Origin of the sequence: Streptomyces sp. NPDC015139 (genome assembly GCF_043079785.1) — a bacterium.
GTDB lineage: Bacteria > Actinomycetota > Actinomycetes > Streptomycetales > Streptomycetaceae > Streptomyces > Streptomyces albidocamelliae.
In genome coordinates this window covers 914,194-932,510 of record NZ_JBIBUW010000001.1, presented here as the reverse complement: position 1 = coordinate 932,510, position 18,317 = coordinate 914,194, and the positions used below count along the sequence as shown (strand labels likewise).

Annotated in this window: 16 protein-coding genes; 9 read left to right on the top strand and 7 right to left on the bottom strand. The window is 73.7% G+C overall.

The features are described from left to right. Positions 1 to 27: 27 nt before the first annotated feature. Both ACF08B_RS04110 and ACF08B_RS04105 read right to left on the bottom strand, forming a co-directional pair. Positions 28 to 690 carry a response regulator gene (locus ACF08B_RS04110; protein WP_392315938.1) on the bottom strand — a complete coding sequence of 221 codons (663 nt, stop codon included), beginning with the start codon at positions 688 to 690 and terminating at the stop codon, positions 28 to 30. Then, on the bottom strand, positions 687 to 1,889 hold the full coding sequence (locus ACF08B_RS04105; RefSeq protein ID WP_392315937.1) for a sensor histidine kinase: 1,203 nt from the start codon (positions 1,887 to 1,889) through the stop codon (positions 687 to 689). The genes ACF08B_RS04110 and ACF08B_RS04105 overlap by 4 nt, the downstream gene beginning before the upstream one ends. Positions 1,890 to 2,095: 206 nt before the next feature. On the opposite strand from ACF08B_RS04105, the gene ACF08B_RS04100 reads away from it, so the two are divergent. Beyond that, complete coding sequence (locus ACF08B_RS04100) at positions 2,096 to 2,662, top strand: heme-binding protein (RefSeq protein WP_392315936.1); 567 nt, start codon at positions 2,096 to 2,098, stop codon at positions 2,660 to 2,662. 79 nt (positions 2,663 to 2,741) lie between these two features. Here the strand turns inward: ACF08B_RS04100 and katG are convergent, their stop codons facing one another. From katG to ACF08B_RS04085, 3 genes are all read right to left on the bottom strand, one after another. After that, positions 2,742 to 4,964 (bottom strand): catalase/peroxidase HPI, encoded by a 2,223-nt coding sequence (katG, locus tag ACF08B_RS04095; RefSeq protein WP_392315935.1) that lies wholly within the window; start codon positions 4,962 to 4,964, stop codon positions 2,742 to 2,744. Between the two features lie 33 nt (positions 4,965 to 4,997). Then, on the bottom strand, positions 4,998 to 5,435 hold the full coding sequence (locus ACF08B_RS04090; protein WP_392315934.1) for a Fur family transcriptional regulator: 438 nt from the start codon (positions 5,433 to 5,435) through the stop codon (positions 4,998 to 5,000). A 313-nt stretch (positions 5,436 to 5,748) separates the two neighbouring features. Then, positions 5,749 to 6,897: an abortive phage infection protein gene (locus ACF08B_RS04085; protein ID WP_392315933.1), complete on the bottom strand. Its 1,149-nt coding sequence runs from the start codon at positions 6,895 to 6,897 to the stop codon at positions 5,749 to 5,751. Positions 6,898 to 7,167: 270 nt separating this feature from the next. On the opposite strand from ACF08B_RS04085, the gene ACF08B_RS04080 reads away from it, so the two are divergent. From ACF08B_RS04080 to ACF08B_RS04045, 8 genes are all read left to right on the top strand, one after another. Continuing rightward, a complete protein-coding gene (locus ACF08B_RS04080) occupies positions 7,168 to 8,133 on the top strand; it encodes a hypothetical protein (protein WP_392315932.1) in 966 nt (321 codons plus the stop codon). A gap of 331 nt (positions 8,134 to 8,464) precedes the next feature. Further along, on the top strand, positions 8,465 to 9,628 hold the full coding sequence (locus tag ACF08B_RS04075) for an acyltransferase family protein (RefSeq protein WP_392315931.1): 1,164 nt from the start codon (positions 8,465 to 8,467) through the stop codon (positions 9,626 to 9,628). A 241-nt stretch (positions 9,629 to 9,869) separates the two neighbouring features. After that, complete coding sequence (locus ACF08B_RS04070) at positions 9,870 to 10,349, top strand: SRPBCC family protein (RefSeq protein ID WP_392315930.1); 480 nt, start codon at positions 9,870 to 9,872, stop codon at positions 10,347 to 10,349. Positions 10,350 to 11,043: 694 nt separating this feature from the next. Further along, complete coding sequence (locus ACF08B_RS04065; RefSeq protein WP_392315929.1) at positions 11,044 to 11,937, top strand: STAS domain-containing protein; 894 nt, start codon at positions 11,044 to 11,046, stop codon at positions 11,935 to 11,937. Beyond that, positions 11,934 to 12,314 (top strand): STAS domain-containing protein, encoded by a 381-nt coding sequence (locus tag ACF08B_RS04060; RefSeq protein ID WP_392315928.1) that lies wholly within the window; start codon positions 11,934 to 11,936, stop codon positions 12,312 to 12,314. The genes ACF08B_RS04065 and ACF08B_RS04060 overlap by 4 nt, the downstream gene beginning before the upstream one ends. Next, a complete protein-coding gene (locus ACF08B_RS04055; RefSeq protein ID WP_073890777.1) occupies positions 12,314 to 12,760 on the top strand; it encodes an anti-sigma regulatory factor in 447 nt (148 codons plus the stop codon). Before ACF08B_RS04060 ends, ACF08B_RS04055 begins: the two co-directional genes overlap by 1 nt. Beyond that, complete coding sequence (locus tag ACF08B_RS04050) at positions 12,757 to 13,806, top strand: SpoIIE family protein phosphatase (protein ID WP_392315927.1); 1,050 nt, start codon at positions 12,757 to 12,759, stop codon at positions 13,804 to 13,806. The genes ACF08B_RS04055 and ACF08B_RS04050 overlap by 4 nt, the downstream gene beginning before the upstream one ends. Next, a complete protein-coding gene (locus ACF08B_RS04045) occupies positions 13,803 to 15,536 on the top strand; it encodes a PP2C family protein-serine/threonine phosphatase (RefSeq protein ID WP_392315926.1) in 1,734 nt (577 codons plus the stop codon). The genes ACF08B_RS04050 and ACF08B_RS04045 overlap by 4 nt, the downstream gene beginning before the upstream one ends. A gap of 49 nt (positions 15,537 to 15,585) precedes the next feature. Here the strand turns inward: ACF08B_RS04045 and ACF08B_RS04040 are convergent, their stop codons facing one another. Beyond that, entirely contained in the window at positions 15,586 to 15,825 is a 240-nt protein-coding gene (locus ACF08B_RS04040) for a chaplin (RefSeq protein ID WP_392315925.1), read from the bottom strand. Positions 15,826 to 15,932: 107 nt separating this feature from the next. Continuing rightward, positions 15,933 to 18,212, bottom strand: a complete 2,280-nt coding sequence (locus ACF08B_RS04035) for a catalase (RefSeq protein WP_392315924.1) — start codon at positions 18,210 to 18,212, stop codon at positions 15,933 to 15,935. Between the last annotated feature and the right edge of the window lie 105 nt (positions 18,213 to 18,317).

Below are 18,317 nucleotides of genomic sequence, written 5' to 3'. Positions count from 1 at the left end.
GGCTCGGCGCGCCCGGACGGGCGGCCGTCAGGGCAGCAGGCGCTGTTCCTTCGCCACCGCCACGGCACCCGCCCGGGTGTCCACGCCGAGTTTGTCGTAGATGCGGCGCAGATGGGTCTTGACGGTGGCCTCGCTGATGTAGAGGGCGCGCGCGATGGCGTGGTTGGGCAGGCCGCGCGAGAGGTGGGTGAGGATGTCGCGCTCGCGCGGGGTGAGGGCGGGGCGCGGGTTGCGCAGGCGGGACATGACGAGGTCGGCGACCGGCGGGGAGAGCGCGGGGCGGCCCTGCGCGGCCGCGTGGATGGCGGTGAAGAGGTCCTCGGCGCGCTCGGCCTTGAGCAGGTAGCCCGTGGCGCCGGCCTCGACGGCACGGGTGACGTCGGCGTCGGTGTCGTACGTCGTCAGGACCAGCACGTGCGGGGCGGGCGTGGTGGCGCGCAGTCGGCGGGTGGTCTCCACGCCGTCGATGCCCTCCCCCAGCTGGAGGTCCATGAGGACGACGTCCGGGGCGGTCCTGCGGGCCAGCGCGAGTGCCTCCTCGCCGCTGCCGGCCTCGCCCACGACCTCGATGTCCGGGGCGCTGCGCAGCAGGGCGAGCAGTCCGGCGCGTACGACGGCGTGGTCGTCGCAGACGAGGATGCGGACCCGTGGACGGCCGGACGTCGCGTCGGTGCCGGGGGTGGGGGTCATCGCGGCTCCAGGGGGATGGCCGCCGACAGGGCGGTGCCCTGGCCCGGCGTCGACTCGACGGTGAGGGTGCCGCCCAGCTGGCGCAGGCGGGCGCGGATGGCGGGCAGGCCGTGGCCGCGCCGGTCCTCGGTGCCGGCTCCGGCCGCGGGGACGGCCGGGGCCTGCGGGTCGAAGCCCCGGCCGTCGTCCGTGACGTCGAGGACGATCTGATCGTCCAGGCAGGTCAGGGTGAGGGTGGCGGTGTGGGCGGCCGCGTGTTCGCGGACGTTGGCGAGGGCGCCCTGGGCGATGCGCAGCAGAGCGGACTCCACGGGCGCGGGCAGCGGCCCGGGCGGGGTGCCCTCCGTGTGGACGCGCACGGTGAGGCCGGGTGTCGTCTCGCGCTCGGCGACGGCGTGCAGGGCCCGGATCAGGCCGCCGCCCTCCGCCAGGTCGGCGGGGGTCAGGTCGTGGACGAAACGGCGGGCCTCGGCGAGGCTGCGCTCGGCGATCGCGGCCGCCGTACGGACGTGGTCCCGTGCGGTGCCGGGCTCGGTGTCCCAGAGCCGGTCGGCGGCCTGGAGCAGCATGCGCTGGCTGGACAGGCCCTGGGCGAGGGTGTCGTGGATCTCCCGGGCGAGCCGTTCGCGTTCGGCGAGGGTGCCCTCGCGGCGCTCGGTGGCGGCCAGGTCGCGCCGGGTGCGGACCAGGTCGTCGATGAGGGCGTCCCGGCGGGCCGCCTGGCGCTGCATGACGACGTAGACGGTGGTGGCGACGGCGGCCACCGCGGGCGGTGCGAGCAGCACGTTGGGGTCGGGCCAGCCGGCGAGGCTGAGCTGGGCGGCCACGGCCAGCGCCGTGAGCAGCGCGACCAGCGGGACGGCGGCACGCGGCGGAAGGGTGCGCAGGCCGGTGTAGAAGAGTGGGACCGCGCACCAGGCGAAGCTGGGGGCGAGCACGACCAGCACCGCCCAGACGGCGACGACCAGACCCAGCCAGGTCAGGCGGCGGGGTGTCGGCCGGGTGCCGAGCGCGATGCCGAGGACGTACAGCAGGGCCAGCAGCGCGGACAGGGCGACGATCCAGGGGGTGTGGGGTCCGTCGGCGTGCCGGGCGAGATAGCGGGCGAGGGACGCGGCGAGCAGGACGAAGAACGCCGTGTGCATCACGACGGTGAGGGCGCGGGTGTCGTCGGGTCCGGGCTCCGGCACTGCCCTCACCTCCTTCTCACCGCGCTGAACTGGGCAAACACCTTCCATTGTTCCCTGGTCCGGTGCGGTGGGGGTCATCCGAACGGATGACCCCCGGGGCAACCGGTCCGGCGACGCGAAGCGGCCGGGACCGGGCCGAGGATCGAGGTCGGGAGCGGATCCGCTCCCGTAGCGCTCGCCGCGGCGAGTCCCTGCCACAGGAAGGTCGTTCGCCCATGTCCAGCCGTAGGAAGCCGTCCCGCCGTACCCGTGTCCTCGTCGGCGGTGCCGCCCTCGCCGCCGCCTGCGCGGGTGTCGTCGGTACGGTCGCCGCCAACGCCGCCGACTCGGCCGGCGCCGCTCCGGCCGCGGCGCCCGGCGCCGCCCGGGGCGGTGACCTGGTGCAGAGCACGCACCTCACTCTGGACGCCGCCACCGAGGCGGCGCGGGCCGCGGTGGACGCCGCGGAGAAGGACGGCCGGCACGTCTCCGTGGCCGTCGTCGACCGCAACGGCAACACCCTGGTCACCCTGCGCGGCGACGGCGCGGGTCCGCAGTCGTACGAGTCCGCCGTGCGCAAGGCGTTCACGGCGGTGTCGTGGAACGCGCCCACCTCGGAGCTGGCCGGGCGGCTGGCGCAGGCGCCGGGCCTGAAGGACATCCCGGGCACGCTGTTCCTCGCGGGCGGTGCGCCGGTGACCGCCAAGGGCGCCCCGGTCGCGGGCATCGGCGTCGCGGGCGCCCCGTCGGGCGACCTGGACGAGAAGTACGCGCAGGCGGGCGCGGCGACGCTCGGTCACTGAGCCGGGCGACGTCCGGACAGCGGAGCGTCCGGGTCCGCCCCCGCGGGGTGGACCCGGACGCTCCGGCCGGACGGGTGGATCAGACGAGGTCGAACCGGTCCAGGTTCATGACCTTGTCCCACGCGGCGACGAAGTCCTCGACGAACTTCTCCTTGGCGTCGTCGGAGGCGTAGACCTCGGCGAGCGCGCGCAGCTCGGAGTTCGAGCCGAAGACCAGGTCGGCGCGGCTGCCGGCCCACTTCAGCTCACCGGTGGCGGCGTCGCGGCCCTCGAACGCGCTCTGGTCCTCGGAGGTCGCCTTCCACGTCGTGCCCAGGTCGAGCAGGTTGACGAAGAAGTCGTTGGTGAGGACGCCGGGCGTCTTGGTGAGGACGCCGAGCTGCGTGCCCTGGTGGTTGGCGCCCAGGACGCGCAGGCCGCCGACGAGGACCGTCATCTCCGGGGCGCTCAGGGTGAGCAGGTTGGCGCGGTCGAGCAGCAGGTACTCGGCCGGCAGGCGGTTGCCCTTGCCGAGGTAGTTGCGGAAGCCGTCGGCGACCGGCTCCAGCGCCTCGAAGGACTCGGCGTCGGTGTGCTCCTCGGAGGCGTCCACGCGGCCCGCGGTGAAGGGCACCTGCACCTCGAAGCCGGCCTCCTTGGCGGCCTTCTCCACACCGGCGGCCCCGCCGAGGACGATGAGGTCGGCGAGGGAGACCTTCTTGGCGCCGGAGGAGGCGTTGAAGTCCTGCTGGATGCCCTCGAGGGTGCGCAGCACCTGGCCGAGCTCGTCCGGGTCGTTGGCCTCCCAGCCGCGCTGCGGCTGGAGACGGATGCGGGCGCCGTTGGCGCCGCCGCGCTTGTCGCTGCCGCGGAAGGTCGAGGCGGACGCCCAGGCGGTGGTGACCAGCTGGGACACGGTCAGGCCGGACTCCAGCAGCTTGGTCTTGAGGGTCGCGACGTCGGCGGAGTCGATCAGCTCGCCCTCACGCGCGGGCAGCGGGTCCTGCCACAGCAGGGTCTCCGCCGGGACCTCCGGGCCGAGGTACAGCGACTTCGGGCCCATGTCGCGGTGGGTGAGCTTGTACCACGCGCGGGCGAAGGCGTCCGCGAATTCCTCCGGGTTCTCGTAGAACCGGCGGGAGATGGGCTCGTAGATCGGGTCGTAGCGCAGCGACAGGTCGGTGGTGAGCATCCGCGGGCGGTGCTTCTTCTCCGCGTCGAACGCGTCCGGGACGTTCTCCGGGGCGTCCTTGGCCACCCACTGGTTGGCGCCGGCCGGGCTCTGGGTGAGTTCGTACTCGTACTCGAACAGGTTCTTGAAGAACCCGTTGCTCCACCGGGTCGGGGTCGTGGTCCAGATGACCTCCAGACCACTGGTGATGGCGTCCTTGCCGACACCCGTGTTGTAGGTGCTCCGCCAGCCCAGGCCCTGCTCCTCCATGGTGGCGGCCTCGGGGTCGGCGCCCACGTGGTCGGCCGGGCCGGCGCCGTGGGTCTTGCCGAAGGTGTGGCCACCGGCGATCAGCGCGACGGTCTCCTCGTCGTTCATCGCCATGCGGCGGAACGTCTCGCGGATGTCGCGGGCCGCGGCGATCGGGTCGGGGTTGCCGTTCGGGCCCTCGGGGTTGACGTAGATCAGACCCATCTGGACCGCGCCGAGCGGGTTCTCCAGCTGGCGGTCGCCGGTGTAGCGGCGGTCGTCGAGCCAGGTGGTCTCGGGGCCCCAGTACACGTCCTCCTCGGCCTCCCAGACGTCCGCGCGGCCGCCGCCGAAGCCGAAGGTCTCGAAGCCCATCTGCTCCAGCGCGACGTTGCCGGTGAGGACCATCAGGTCGGCCCAGGAGATGTTCTGGCCGTATTTCTTCTTGACCGGCCACAGCAGCCGGCGGGCCTTGTCGAGGTTGCCGTTGTCGGGCCAGCTGTTGAGCGGGGCGAATCGCTGCTGTCCGGCGCCCGCGCCGCCGCGGCCGTCGCTGATGCGGTACGTGCCCGCGCTGTGCCAGGCCATACGGATCATGAGCGGGCCGTAGTTGCCGAAGTCGGCGGGCCACCAGTCCTGAGAGGTGGTCAGCACCTCGGCGATGTCCCGCTTCACGGCGGCGAGGTCCAGGGCGTTGAACGCCTCGGTGTAGTCGAACTCGTCGCCCAGCGGATTGGCCACGGCCGGGTTCTTGGCCAGGATCTTGAGGTTCAGCCGCTCCGGCCACCACTGGCGGTTGCCGCCGCCCTGGGTCGGGTGCGGGGCACGGTCGTGGGCGACGGGGCAACCGCCGCTTCCCTCCGCCTTCGCGTCTGTGACGATCGCGTCGTGGTTCTCAGTCATGGCAATCCTTCCGAACTGTGCGGAACTCGGTGCTCAGGAACTGTGGCCGGTGGAGCAGTCGGGGCAGAGGCCCCAGTAGACGACCTCGGCCTCGTCGATGCGGAAGCCGCGGTCGTCGGAGGCGGTCAGGCACGGCGCGTCGCCGACCGCGCAGTCGACGTCGGCGACGGTTCCGCACGACCGGCACACGATGTGGTGGTGGTTGTCGCCCACGCGTCCCTCGAAGCGGGCCGGATGGCCGGCCGGTTCGATGCGGCGCACGAGGCCCGCCGCGGTGAGGGCGTGCAGGGCCTCGTAGACGGCTTGCAGGGAGATGTGGCCCACGCGGTCTCGGACCCCGGTGGCGATCGCCTCGACGCCGAGGTGGTCGCCGTCCCGGACGGTCTCCAGCAGCGCGACGCGGGCTGCCGTCACGCGCAGGCCGACACCGCGGAGCTCCTCGGCGGTGGTCGGGGTCGGGGAGGCGGTCATGACGCCGAACCTACCCTCATAAACACGAAGGGTTCAAGAAAACGAACGATGCAATTTTCGCGCCTTCACCGTCGCCCCGTGTTCGCCTACGCGGGGTTTGCCGGGGGTGGCGGCCGGGCGTCCGGGCGGGGGCGTGCACGCATCATGCGGCCGGGCGCCGCCCATGGCCGGACGGCGAGCCGGAGTGTCCTCCGAACGGGTGAAACGGGGCGTCCCGGCGGCCGCGAGCGTCGACCGTCGGACGGGGGCGACGGCGAGGGCCGCCCCGGGCCCCACCCGTCGGACGGGGGCGGCCGGGGCGGCCCCGGGCGGGTCAGCGGGCCGCGCGTGCGGTGGCGTAGCGGCGGGCCAGCGCGTGGAAGGCCGCCTTGGGTTCCCAGTGCCAGCCGGAGGCGGGGTCGTCCGGCCGGTCCTTCAGGGTCTTGGTGACGGAGTAGCTCGCCATGTCGAGGTCGTGCAGCGGGTCGTCCGGGCGGTGCGGTGCGTCGGGGGTCACGAACTCGAAGGCCATCGCCGCGTAGAGGTCCAACGAGTCGAAGACGTCCAGGAGTTGCCCGAGGTAGGCGGCCTGGGTGCGCTCGCTGCGGACCAGGCGCCCCTTGATCTCCTCGGGGTGCTTGTCGTGGTCGACCACGTCCCAGCCCATGCCGCCGGTCTCGGGCGCGCCGACGTAGGCGCAGGTGCCGAACTCCGTGATGGCCAGCGGCTTGCCGAAGCGCAGGTAGCGCCTCAACTCCCGTACGTAGTGCGCCTTGTCGGCGAAGTACGAGTAGTAGTCGATGCCGACGACGTCGAAGAGACGCCAGTCCACCCGGTCGTCCTGGGCGGCCGCGTAGCTCAGCCGGCCGCGGAAGACGGAGCGGCCGACCGCCGCCGCCTTCGCCGTGAACCGGTCCAGACGGCGCTGCATCACGACGGGGTCCACCTTGCCGTCGAGGAGGTTGCGGATGCGTTCGAGGACGGTGTCACCGGGGACGATGCCGGGCACGAACAGCCAGAACTCGCAGCCCACGCTGAGGTCCACGGTGGCGCCCTGCCGGCGCAGCCGCTCGGCGAACCGGCCGGTCTCCGCGAGGTGTTCGAGGATGTCCCGTTCGGGCACGTCGCCCAGGGTCGGCTGGAGCCAGACGCGCAGCCCGCGTTCCGCCGCCTCCGCCGCGGTGGCCGTGAGGCGTTCCACCCCGTCCCCGGTGACGTCGACGGTGTCCGCGTGCAGCTCGTCGCGGATCACGCGGATGTCGCGTCGCATCCGGGTCGCGCTGAAGGCCGTACCCGGTGTCTCGCCGGCGCCGACGGTGTAGACGACGCCGTGGTGCCGGAGCCCGGGCCGCTCCCCCTGCTGCTCCGCCTGCCGCTCCTCGGCCGCCCGGGCCGCGCCCGCCGGAAGCAGCGCCGCGGCTAGTCCGGCGGCGGCCGTACCGGCCAGGAACTGTGCGCGATCGATCCCTGTGGTCTTCTCCATGCGGCCACCCTGCCGGGCGCCGGGCCCGCGCCGCCGTCGGCCGACGGTCTGCGAGGCGGGGCCGACGGTCTACGGCGCGACGTCCAAAGATGCGGGCGGGGCACCGAAAGTCGCGGTCCGTACACCTGGGCAGCGGCAGACGGGGGCCGTGACGCGGGCGCCGGCGGTCGCGGCCCGTCCCCGCGGGTGAACCGGTACGCACGGCACATGGTTCGCGCCCCGCGAGGAACTCGGATCCCGTCATCGAAGTGGCCGTCGAGAGGGACGCCGGTGGACCTGGACGCCGTCGCCGACGAGCTGTACGCGCTGCGGCCGGAGGAGTTCGTCGCGGCCCGTGACCGTCGTGCCCTGGATGCCCGGCGGTCCGGCGAGCAGGACCTCGCCAGGGAGATCGGCGCGCTGCGAAGGCCGAGCCTGGGCGCCTGGGTCAGCAACCTCCTGGTACGCCGGCAGCCGGACGAGGTCCCGCCGCTGCTCGCGCTCGGCGAGGAACTGCGCCGCACCCACCGTGAACTGGACGGCCCCCGGCTGCGCCGGCTCGCCCGCCGGCAGAACGAGGTGATCGGCGCGCTCGCCCGGCAGGCCCGCCGGCTGGCCGGGCAGGCCGGGCATCCGGTGGGTGAGGGCGTCCAGCGCGAGGTCGAGGAGACCCTGCACGCGGCGCTGGCGGACGCGGACGCCGCCCGGGCATGGGCGGCGGGCCGGCTGGTGAAGCCGCTCCACGCCACCATCGGCTTCCCGGCGGCCGACGAGAGCGTCCCGGACGGCCGGCCCGCCACCCCGGCGAACGGGCCCGGGAAGCACGCGAGGGACGAGAAGCCCACCCGCGACCCGGACCGCGTGCCCGGGGAGAGGCCCCGCGGCCACCCGGACCGCACCGTGAAGGAGAGGCCCCGCAGCCGGCCTGACCGCGCCGCCGAGGAGGAGCGCCGCCGGCGGCTCGCCGAGGCCCGGAGCCGGGCCCGGGAAACCGAGCGGGACCTGCGGGCACGGGAGAAGGAAGCCGAGGCCGCCGAAGGGGAGGCGGCGGAAGCCGGTGCCCGGGTGGCCGAACTGGAGGACCGGGTCCGCGAGCTGCACGAACGGTTGCGCGGCGCCCAGGCCGGACAGCGGGAGGCCCGCGCCGAGGCCCGGGCGGCCCGGGAGCGCTCACGCCGGGCCGACCGGGCCGTACGGGAGGCCCGGCGGCGAGCGGTCGCGGCCACCGAGCGGGCGGATCGGCCGACGGCCGGCTGACGCCGGCGTCCGGACCGGGCGTCCGCACGCTCCTCACCGGGGTCGAGCGATCGACAGGCCGTGGCTGAACCACCGGTGCCGCACCACTCACTCCTTCCATCCGCCCGGCGCCGGCCGTATTTCGGCGTCCCGTGGACCGGCTGGGCCGGGCCGATCGGTTCCGCGGGCGCCGTCACTCGTACGGGTGCAGCCGGTCCGGCCGTCCGTGGCACAGCGGGGGCTCCGTCGTTCGGCAGCAGTGTGATGTTTGCCTCGCGACGTGATGGATCGGGGGTGAGCGGGCAACGTACCCCTTCATGCTCCAAGCGAACCCTCTGCGGCAGGTGATTCGATGATTACGGCGACGAACCGGGCGCTCCGGACGCCGCCCGCCAGAGCCGGCGCGAAAGGCGCGGGGCTCTCCCCCTCCGCCGCCATGCCCTCCCTGCCGTCCCTGACCGGGCTGCGGTGGATGGCGGCGCTGCTGGTGTTCGGACTGCACGTGAACAACTTCGGCTACTTCGGTGGGACCGGCGGCCGTTTCGTGAAGTGGGGGTTCGGCGCCGGTGCCACCGGCGTGTCGTTCTTCTTCGTGCTGTCCGGATTCGTGCTGACCTGGTCGGCGAGACCCGGCGACCGGGCGCTCGCCTTCTACCGCCGGCGCGTCGCGCGCGTCTACCCGGTGCACCTGGTCACCCTGGTGCTGGCGCTGATCATGGCGTACACGCTGGCGCACCAGCCCCGGCCGACGCCCAAGCAGGCGCTGGCCAACGTCCTGCTGGTGCACTCGTGGTGGCGTCCCTGGTGGCAGACGCTGAACCCGGTCAGCTGGTCCCTGACCTGCGAGGCGTTCTTCTACGCCGCCTTCCCCCTGCTGATCCTGGTACTGCGCCGGCTCGGCCCGCGCGGGGCGGTCGCGCTGGGCGGGCTGTCGATGGCGGCGGTGCTGGTGCTGGCCCGGGCGGACGCCCACCACTGGTGGAAGTACGCCCTGTACTCGTTCCCCGGCGCCCGGCTGCCGGAGTTCGTGCTCGGCGCGGTCGCCGCGCGGCTGGTGCTGCTCGGCCGGTGGCGCGGGCCCGGTCTGGAGGCTTCGCTCGCCCTGGCGCTGATCGGGTACTTCCTCGTCCCGCAGGTCACTCCGGGCTACACCGCGACCGTGTGCACCCTGGTCGGGTTCACGCTGCTCATTCCGGCCGCGGCCGTCGCCGACCTGCACGGGCTGCCCTCGCTGTGGCGCGGCCGCAGGCTCGTGCGGCTCGGGGAACTGTCGTTCGCCTTCTACATGATCCACCTGCTGGTGCTCCGTACCGGAACCCAGTTGCTGGGCACGAAACCGCATTTCGGTGTCCTGGCGGGCCTGGCGGTCACCGCGATCGTGTTCGCCGTGTCACTGGCGCTGTCCTGGCTGCTGTACGAGGCGGTGGAGTGCCCGGCGAGGCGCCTGCTGCTGAGGCGCCGGTCCTCCCACCAAGCCCCGGAACCGGCGCCGGCTCCCGCCGCCGCGCCGGACTGAGCCGCCCGGGCACCCGGCGGCGGGCGGCCGGAGGAAGGACGGCGGGCGCCGCCGGGACCGGTGGCCCGCCGGTGCGCGGCCGGGCCCGCGGTCCCGGCCGCCCTGTCCCGCCGGTCCGCTCGGTCGCGCAGAGCTCGCGTGCGGGAAGAGTTCCCGTGCACGAGGAGTTCGCATGCATGGACCGCGCGGAGCCAGGAACCCGGATCCCTCACGCATTCGACAGCGACGAGAGGGATCATTCATGTCTCAGGTCGAGGAGTCCGTGCAGGTCGACGTGCCGGTGAGCACCGCCTACAACCAGTGGACCCAGTTCGAGACCTTCCCCGCGTTCATGGAGGGTGTGGAGCGCATCGAGCAGCGGACCGAGACCCTCACGCACTGGGTGACCAACATCGGCGGCGTCCGGCGCGAGTTCGACGCCGCGATCACCGAGCAGCGGCCCGACGAGCGGGTCGCCTGGACCACCGTCGACGGTGAGGCGCGGCAGGCCGGTGTGGTCACCTTCCACCGCATCGACGACTCCAGCACGAAGGTCATGCTCCAGCTCGACTACGAGCCCGAGGGCATGACCGAGACGGTCGGCGACAAGCTCGGCCTGGTCAAGCGGCGCGTCACGGGCGATCTGCACCGGTTCAAGGAGTTCATCGAGAAGCGCGGGGGCCAGGAGACCGGCGCCTGGCGCGGCGAGGTCGGCGGTGCGGGAGGCAGCACCGGTTTCTGACCGGTCGCACTCCCGGGTGACGTCGGCAACAGTCAGGAGAGTCCGGCGTGTTTCGGGGTAGACGGCCCACCGACACCGGCCCGGCGGCGCAAGCCGCCGGGCCGAGACCGCTTGACGCAACTAAGGAGCCGTGTCGACGTGCGCGGGAAACAGACCGGGGTGTCGCGGCGGACCGCCGGTGGCCCGGCCGGCGCCGCCCGGCACCGGCGGCCGTGTGCCTGCCGTCCGTTCCGACGGGCTGCCGGTGCCGGCACGGCCGCGCCCTCGTGGCCCGGGATCCGCGGGGCCGCGGTGGCGCAGAACGCCTCCAGTCCCTCCGACAGCGCCCAGCTCCTCGCCGACGGCATCGCGGCCGGCACCTCCCCGGCCCTCTCCCGTCCGCGGGGGCGCGGCTGCGCGAGGAAGGACCGGCCGCTGCCGCTGAGACGCAGTCGTGCCTCGCGCCGGCCGGCCGCGCCGAGGGCCCGTTCGACGGATCCGGTGGTCCGGAGCCGGTCGCACAGCCGGCTCGCGGACGGAGCCGTGGTGCCCAGGCCGTCGGCGAGCGTCCGCAGGTCGATGCCGTCGTGCTGACGGGCGGTCACCTGCCGGGCGGCTTGGCCGGACCGGAACATGACAGATACTGTTGTCATACGGCAACTAACCGCTCGGGGCCGGCCGACCGGTGCCGGCGCCTGGCTGTGCGAGAGGAGAGATGCAAGTGCCGGAGCAGGACGCGGCCGAGTCGGCGCCGCAGGTGGTGAGTTCCTTCCTGGAGCGGCGCCGCGAACAGATCGCCCAGCGCTGGGCCGACGCCCCGTTGTTCCGCACGGTCTTCACGGTCTCCCGCGACGAGGCGGTCGAGGCGTGCAAGGCAGTGGTGGACGCGCTGTCCCAGGTGGCGGCGACCGGGCGGCTCGACGACATCGAGGCCCCCGGCTTCGGCGCCGTGCGCGACCAGCTGGGACGTACGGCCCAGACCAGGGCCCGTACCGGCGCCACCCCCTCGCAGGTCTCCGACGAGGTGAGCGCCCTGCGCACGCCGGTGACGGAGTTGCTGCGCGCCGAGTTCGCCGACCCGGCCGCACCGGCCGCCCACGAGGGTGTGCTGGCGCTGACCGTCCTGCTGGGGACGCTGCGCGTGGTGGTGATGGAGACCGCGCTGCAATCGGGCACCGAGCTGATCGAGCGGCAGCGCCAGCAGCTGCTCGAAGTGGCCACCCCCGTCATCCAGTTGTGGGAGGGAACCGTCGCCGTACCGCTGATCGGGACCCTCGACAGCGCGCGCAGCCAGGTCGTGATGGAGTCCCTGCTGGAGGCCATCGTCGACCAGCGGGCCCGGTACGCCATCCTGGACATCACCGGCGTGCCCACCGTCGACTCGCTCGTCGCCCAGCACCTGATGAAGACCGTGGCGGCGGCGCGGCTCATGGGCGCCGAGTGCATCGTCTCCGGCATCCGCCCGGCCATCGCGCAGACGATCGTGCAGCTCGGCATCGACCTGGGCTCGGTGCTCACCCGTGCCTCGCTGGCCGACGCGCTGGCCTACGCGCTGGGCCGGCAGGGCATCGAGGTCACCCGTACGGACGCGGGTGCGAGTGCGCGGTGAACCAGACCCTTCCCGGTCGTCCCGCCCAGGTCCCGGTACTCGCCCTGGGCGACGTCCTGCTGGTCTCCCTGCAGGGCGAGCTGCACGACGGCATGGCCGAGCAGCTCCAGCACGACATCACGAGCCGCATCTCGGCCAGCGGGGTGAGCGGTGTGGTGCTGGACATCTCCGGGGTGGACGTCGTCGACTCGTTCCTCGGCCGGGTGCTGGCGGAGATCGCCTCGACGGCCCGGCTGCTGGCGGCCCGCACGGTGCTGGCCGGGATGCGGCCCGCCGTGGCGATCACCCTGGTCGAGCTGGGGCTCACCCTGCCCGGGCTGGTCACGGCCCTGGACGTGGACCGGGCCATGGAACTGCTGTCCCAGAGGGGGACGTGATGCAGACGTCCGGCCGGACCACCGCGACCAGCCTGCCCATCGGCTCGGACGCGGATCTGGCCTGGGTGCGGCAGCAGGTGCGGCAGTGCGCGGCGCAGCTCGGTTTCGGTCTGGTGCAGCAGACGAAGCTGGTCACGGCCGCGAGCGAGCTGGCCCGCAACACCCTGGTGCACGGCGGCGGCGGACGGGTGGAGATCACCCCGCTGGACAACGGCCGTACCCGCGGGCTGCGGATGTGCTTCATCGACAGCGGGCCGGGCATCCGCGACCTGGAACTGGCGATGACGGACGGCTACACCAGCGGCGGCGGGCTCGGGCTGGGACTGAGCGGCGCGAAGCGGCTGGTGCACGAGTTCGGTGTGGACAGCGAACCGGGCCGGGGCACGACCGTGACGGCCGTCGCCTGGGTGGCCCAGGTCCCCTCGTCGCGTCCGGGGTTCGGATGAGCAGGGTGTGGGAGGTCCCGGTGCACGACTCCACGCGGGTCCGGGACGCCCGGATGGCCGCCCGGGAGGCGTGCGCCCACGCGGGCCTCGCCGCGGAGCGCACGGCGGCCGCCGAGCTGGTCGCCACCGAGCTGGCCACCAATCTGCTCAAGCACGCGGGCGGCGGCCGCATGGTGGTGAACCCGGTGGCCCCGCCGGCCGGTGGCGCCGGGACCTCGGTGCAGCTGTTCTCCCTCGACCACGGCCCGGGCATCGCCGATGTCACCGCGGCGCTGCGGGACGGCTACACCACGGCGGACGTCTCCCTCGGTGCGGGCCTCGGCAGCTGCCGGCGGATCGCGAACGCCTTCCACCTGTACAGCGTTCCGGGCCGCGGGACGGTCGCCACGGCCCGGATCGACCCGGCGCCCGCCGGAAGCGGGACACGCGCCGGTGAGGTGCCCGCGGGCGGGATCACGGTCGCGCTCGGCCAGGCCGAGCAGTGCGGCGACGCCTGGGCCTGGGCGCGCTCCGGCGGGCTGGTGACGCTGCTGCTCGCCGACAGCCTCGGACACGGCGCCGAGGCGGCGCACGCATCCGGCGTCGCGGTCGCGGAGCTGCGCGGCCTCGCCCCGCTGCCGCCCGTGGACATCCTGCGCCGGCTGAACGCGGCGCTGCGGCCGACCCGGGGTGCGGCGGTCTCCGTCGCCCAGCTGGACACGGAACGGCGGGAACTCGCCTTCGCCGGCGTCGGCGACGTCGGCGCCCGGCTGCGCACCGGGGATTCCTGGACCTCCCTGGTCACCCGTCCGGGGATCGTCGGGGCGTACTTCCCGGCGCACGTCCCCGTACGCCGGCTGCCCTGGCGCCCGGACAGTCTGCTCGTCCTGCACAGCGACGGACTGCCCAGCCGCTGGACCCCGCCCGACGACCCCCGTCTGCTCACCCACGACCCGTCGGTGGTGGCCGCGGCGATCCTGCGCGACGCGGGCAGCCCCGCCCGCCCCGTACGTGACGACACCAGCGTGGCCGTACTGGCCCCCGACCGCCGGACCACCACTCCATGACAGCCCCCACTGACACCTGGACCATCGCCTCCGCCGCCGACGCGGCCCGCGCCCGCTCCCTGCTGGCACGGCTCACGGCGGACGCCGGGGTGCCCGCGCTCGAGCGGGCCCGCTTCCTGACCGCGCTCGGTGCCCGGCTGCGCCACGGCCTTGCCGGGGGCGGCGCGGAACTGCGCGTGACCGCGGACCCGGGGGACTGTCTGCACGTCGCCCTGCACGGACCGGACCGGACCGAGCCCTGGCAGCGGGCGCTCGTGTGCCCCTCACCCGTCACCGGCCCACTGCCCCGCCCGGCGGACATGGACGACGTCGCCCTGGCCGAGGCGCTGCTGGACGCCGACGAGGACACGACCGCCGTACTCACCGGTCTGGAGGAGACGGAGGAGCTGGTCGAGTTCCACCGCGAGGAGCTGCACCAGACCAACCAGGGAGTGCTGGCGCTGCACGCCGAACTGGAGGCCGCGGCACTGGCGCAGCGCGAACTCCTCGACGCCGAACGGACCGCACGCGCCGAGGCCGAGAACGCCCGCAGGCTGCTGACCTTCCTGGCCAACGCCAGCGCCGTCCTCAACGCCTCGCTGGACCACGAGGACATCCTGCGCCGGATCCCCGAGCTGCTGGTCCCGGAGTACGCGGCGAACGTGGACGTCTGGCTCATGGAGGACGAAGGGGCACCGGCGGACGGGCGGCCGGCGGCCGCGGTCGCGGCGGCCCGCACCGGACGCCCGCAGTACGCCGGCCCCCATCCCGGTGAACTGCCGGGCGTGGACGACCTGCCGGCCTCCGCGCTCTCCCCCCACCGGCCCCTGCTGTGCCTGCCGCTCGGCGCGCGCACGGTGCAGGGTGTGCTGACGCTGACCGCGCCCGGTGACCGCTTCGCCCCGGACACCACGGTGATGCTGCTGGAGGTGGCCCGCCGTGCGGGCATCGCCCTGGACAACGCCCGCCGGTACGAGCAGCACCGGGACGTCGCCGAGGCCCTGCAACGCGCCCAGCTCACCGACCTGCCCTCGACCCCCGGCCTCGCGCTGGCCGCCCGCTACCTGCCCGCGACGCACGGCCTGAACATCGGCGGCGACTGGTACGACGCCTTCCCGCAGCCCGACGGCAGTGTGCTGACGGTGATAGGGGATGTCACCGGGCACGGGCTGCGCGCTGCGGTGATCATGGGGCAGTTGCGCACCGCGCTGCGCGCGTACGCCGTCGAGGGCAACGGCCCGGCCCGGATCCTGACGCTGCTGCACCGCATGCTGCTGCACCAGCAGCCGGAGTTGTACGCGACCTGTGCGATCGCCCGGTTCACGCCGGGCACGTCGGAGGTGCTGTGGGCGGCCGCCGGGCATCCGCCGCCCGTCACCCGGGGTCCCGGGGGCGCGGTGCGGGTGCTGGAGGCGAAGCCGGGGATCATGCTGGGCGTTCCGGTGCCCTACGAGTACGAGCAGCACACCGTCGAGCTGCCCGCGGGATCCACGATCGCGCTCTACACCGACGGTCTGGTGGAGCGGCGGTCCGCCGGGATCGACGCGGGCATCGACCGGCTGGCCCGGGCCATGGAGTCGCTGGACGGGACGGAGCCGGCGGACCTGGAGGCGGCGGCCGACCTGCTGCTGAAGCCGATGCTGCACGACTCCGAGCACGACGACGACATCTGTCTGCTGCTGTGCCGCACGGCGGAGCCCGCGCAGACCGCGACGGCGCCTGCCGGGGCGGCGCGGACGACGGGGTCCTGAACGGCCGTGCGCCGGCCCCGGGGGTGGAGGGGCCGGCGCGCGGGCATCGTCAGTCGTTGACGCAGGAGCTGCCGCCGGCCGGGTTCAGCAGGCCGACGAGGTCGATGCTGTCGCCGCACAGGTTGACCGGGATGTTGACCGGCACCTGGATCACGTTGCCCGAGAGGACTCCCGGGCTGTTGACGGCACTTCCGACGACCGGGTCCGGGTCGGCGTGTGCGGCGGTCGCACCCGCGAGTCCGAGAACACCTGCGAGAACGGCCGTTGTGGCGATGCTGCGAATGCGCATGATCTGCCTCACTGGTTGGGCGTAGGGACCCGTCCATCACACCTGTCCGCCACGTCGTTCGCCTCTCCGGCTAGGCCGATCGGACCGCCGCGCGTCCGCCGTTCCGGTCAGGCGGCCGAGGGGAAGCGTTCCCAGACCCGGTGGGCGCCGAGCAACCGGGTGAGCTGCTGCAGCACCGCCGTCGCGGTGTCGCCGGCGACCACCCCGGGGGCGTCGAGCGGGATGCCGGCCGCCTCCAGCGCGGCCTCGCCGCCCTTGGCGGCACCGATGGCCTTGCCGTGCCGGTAGGCCTCCGCCAGCAGCAGTCCCACCCGGGGGTCGGGGGTGCCCAGTTGGGCCGTGGGCGTGCCGGCCTTGGCGTCGCGGGCACCGTAGGCGTCGACACCTACCCCAGGGGTCCCGGCCACCAGCAGGGCGTCGAACTCCACCGAACGGGCGGTGGCGTAGGTCCGCTGGACGGTCAGGGTGTCCGCGCCGTCATCGAGAGTGCCGCCGGCCGGTGCCACGATCAGGGGGACCATGCCGCCGCTCAGCACCTCCTCGCGCACGGCCCGTACGCCGTCGAGGTCGCCGTCGGGGCCGGTGACGATGCCGACGATCCGGCCGTCGGTCGGCCAGGTGTGACCGACCTGGGAGAGGGCGGGGCTCGGTTCGACCTCGGCCAGGGGCACGGTCGGCCCGGGTGCGGGCAGGCCGAGTCCGGCGGCGACGCCCGCGCACAGCTCCGGGTCGATGTTCGCGAGGACCTGCAACGCCCGCTCCCGGATGGCCTGTTCGTAGCACTTGGCGAGTTCGAAGGAGTAGGCGCCGATGATGTGCTCGCGCTCCACCGGGCTCATGCTGAGCCAGAACCGGCGGGGCTGGCTGAAGTGGTCGTCGAACGACTCCGGTGCCTCACGGACCTTGGTGGCCTCCGGCACCCGTACGGGCGTCTCGATGAACGCGCCCGTGTCGACGCCCGCGGTGAACGGGCAGCCGCCGTCGAGGGAGTTGGGCCGGTAGGGGGCGACACCGCGGTGCACGGCGGTCTGGTGGAAGCCGTCGCGCAGCATGTCGTTGACGGGCGAGTGCGGCCGGTTGATCGGGATCTGCGGGAAGTTGGGCCCGCCCAGCCGGGTGATCTGCGTGTCCAGGTAGGAGAACAGCCGGCCGGCCAGCAGCGGGTCGTCGGTGACGTCGATGCCGGGGACGAGGTGGCCGACGTGGAAGGCGACCTGCTCGGTCTCGGCGAAGTAGTTCGAGGGGTTGCGGTTGAGGGTGAGCAGGCCGATGGGCTGCACGGGGGCGAGTTCCTCGGGGACGAGATTCGTCGCGTCCAGCAGGTCGATGCCCTCGAAGGTCTGCTCGGGGGTGTCGGGGAAGGTCTGGATACCCAGCTCCCACTCCGGGTAGGCGCCGGACTCGATGGCGTCGTAGAGGTCGCGGCGGTGGAAGTCGGGGTCGACGCCGTTGATGATCTGCGCCTCCTCCCACACCAGGGAGTGCACGCCCAGTTTCGGCTTCCAGTGGAACTTCACCAGGGTGGTCTCGCCGGCGGTGTTCACCAGGCGGAAGGTGTGGACGCCGAAGCCCTCCATCGCCCGGAAGGAGCGCGGGATGCCCCGGTCGGACATGTTCCACAGGGTGTGGTGGGTGGCCTCGGTGTGCAGCGTGACGAAGTCCCAGAAGGTGTCGTGGGCGCTCTGGGCCTGCGGGATCTCCCGGTCGGGGTGCGGCTTGGCGGCGTGGACGACGTCCGGGAACTTGATCGCGTCCTGGATGAAGAACACCGGGATGTTGTTGCCGACGAGATCGAAGACGCCCTCGCTGGTGTAGAACTTCGTCGCGAACCCCCGGGTGTCGCGGACGGTGTCGGAGGACCCCCTCGAACCGAGCACGGTGGAGAAGCGGACGAACACCGGAGTCTCGCTGTCCTCGGCGAGGAACGCCGCCTTGGTGACGCCGGCCGCGGTGCCGTAGCTGCGGAAGACGCCGTGCACGCCCGCGCCGCGGGCGTGCACGACCCGCTCGGGGATGCGCTCGTGGTCGAAGTGCATGACCTTCTCGCGCAGGTGGTGGTCCTGGAGCAGGACCGGGCCGCGGGGGCCCGCCTTGAGCGAGTGGTCGGTGTCGTACAGCCGGGTGCCCTGCGCGTCGGTCAGATAGCTGCCGCTCTGCGCCATCCGTGCCTGGTCGGCGCCGGTGGGCTGACCGGTGGGCGAGACGGTGTCCGGGCCGCTCTGGTCGGGCTTGGACGGCAACGGCTCGCGGGGCTCCGTCGGTTCGGCGAACGGCGGCGACTCGGGGCCCGGCTTGCCGGGCACGCCGTCCTCCGGGCCCTCGGCAGCACCGCGCAGGGCCTTCGCCACCTTGTCCGCCGCATGCTTGAGGGGATTGGTCTCGCTCATCAGTGGCAGTCCTTCGCTGGTCATGGGGGGTCCGCGCGGGGCGCGGTGAGGTGCGCGCCGCGCGGTGGCCACGCCGGGACATACGGCCGACTCGGTGAACGCATC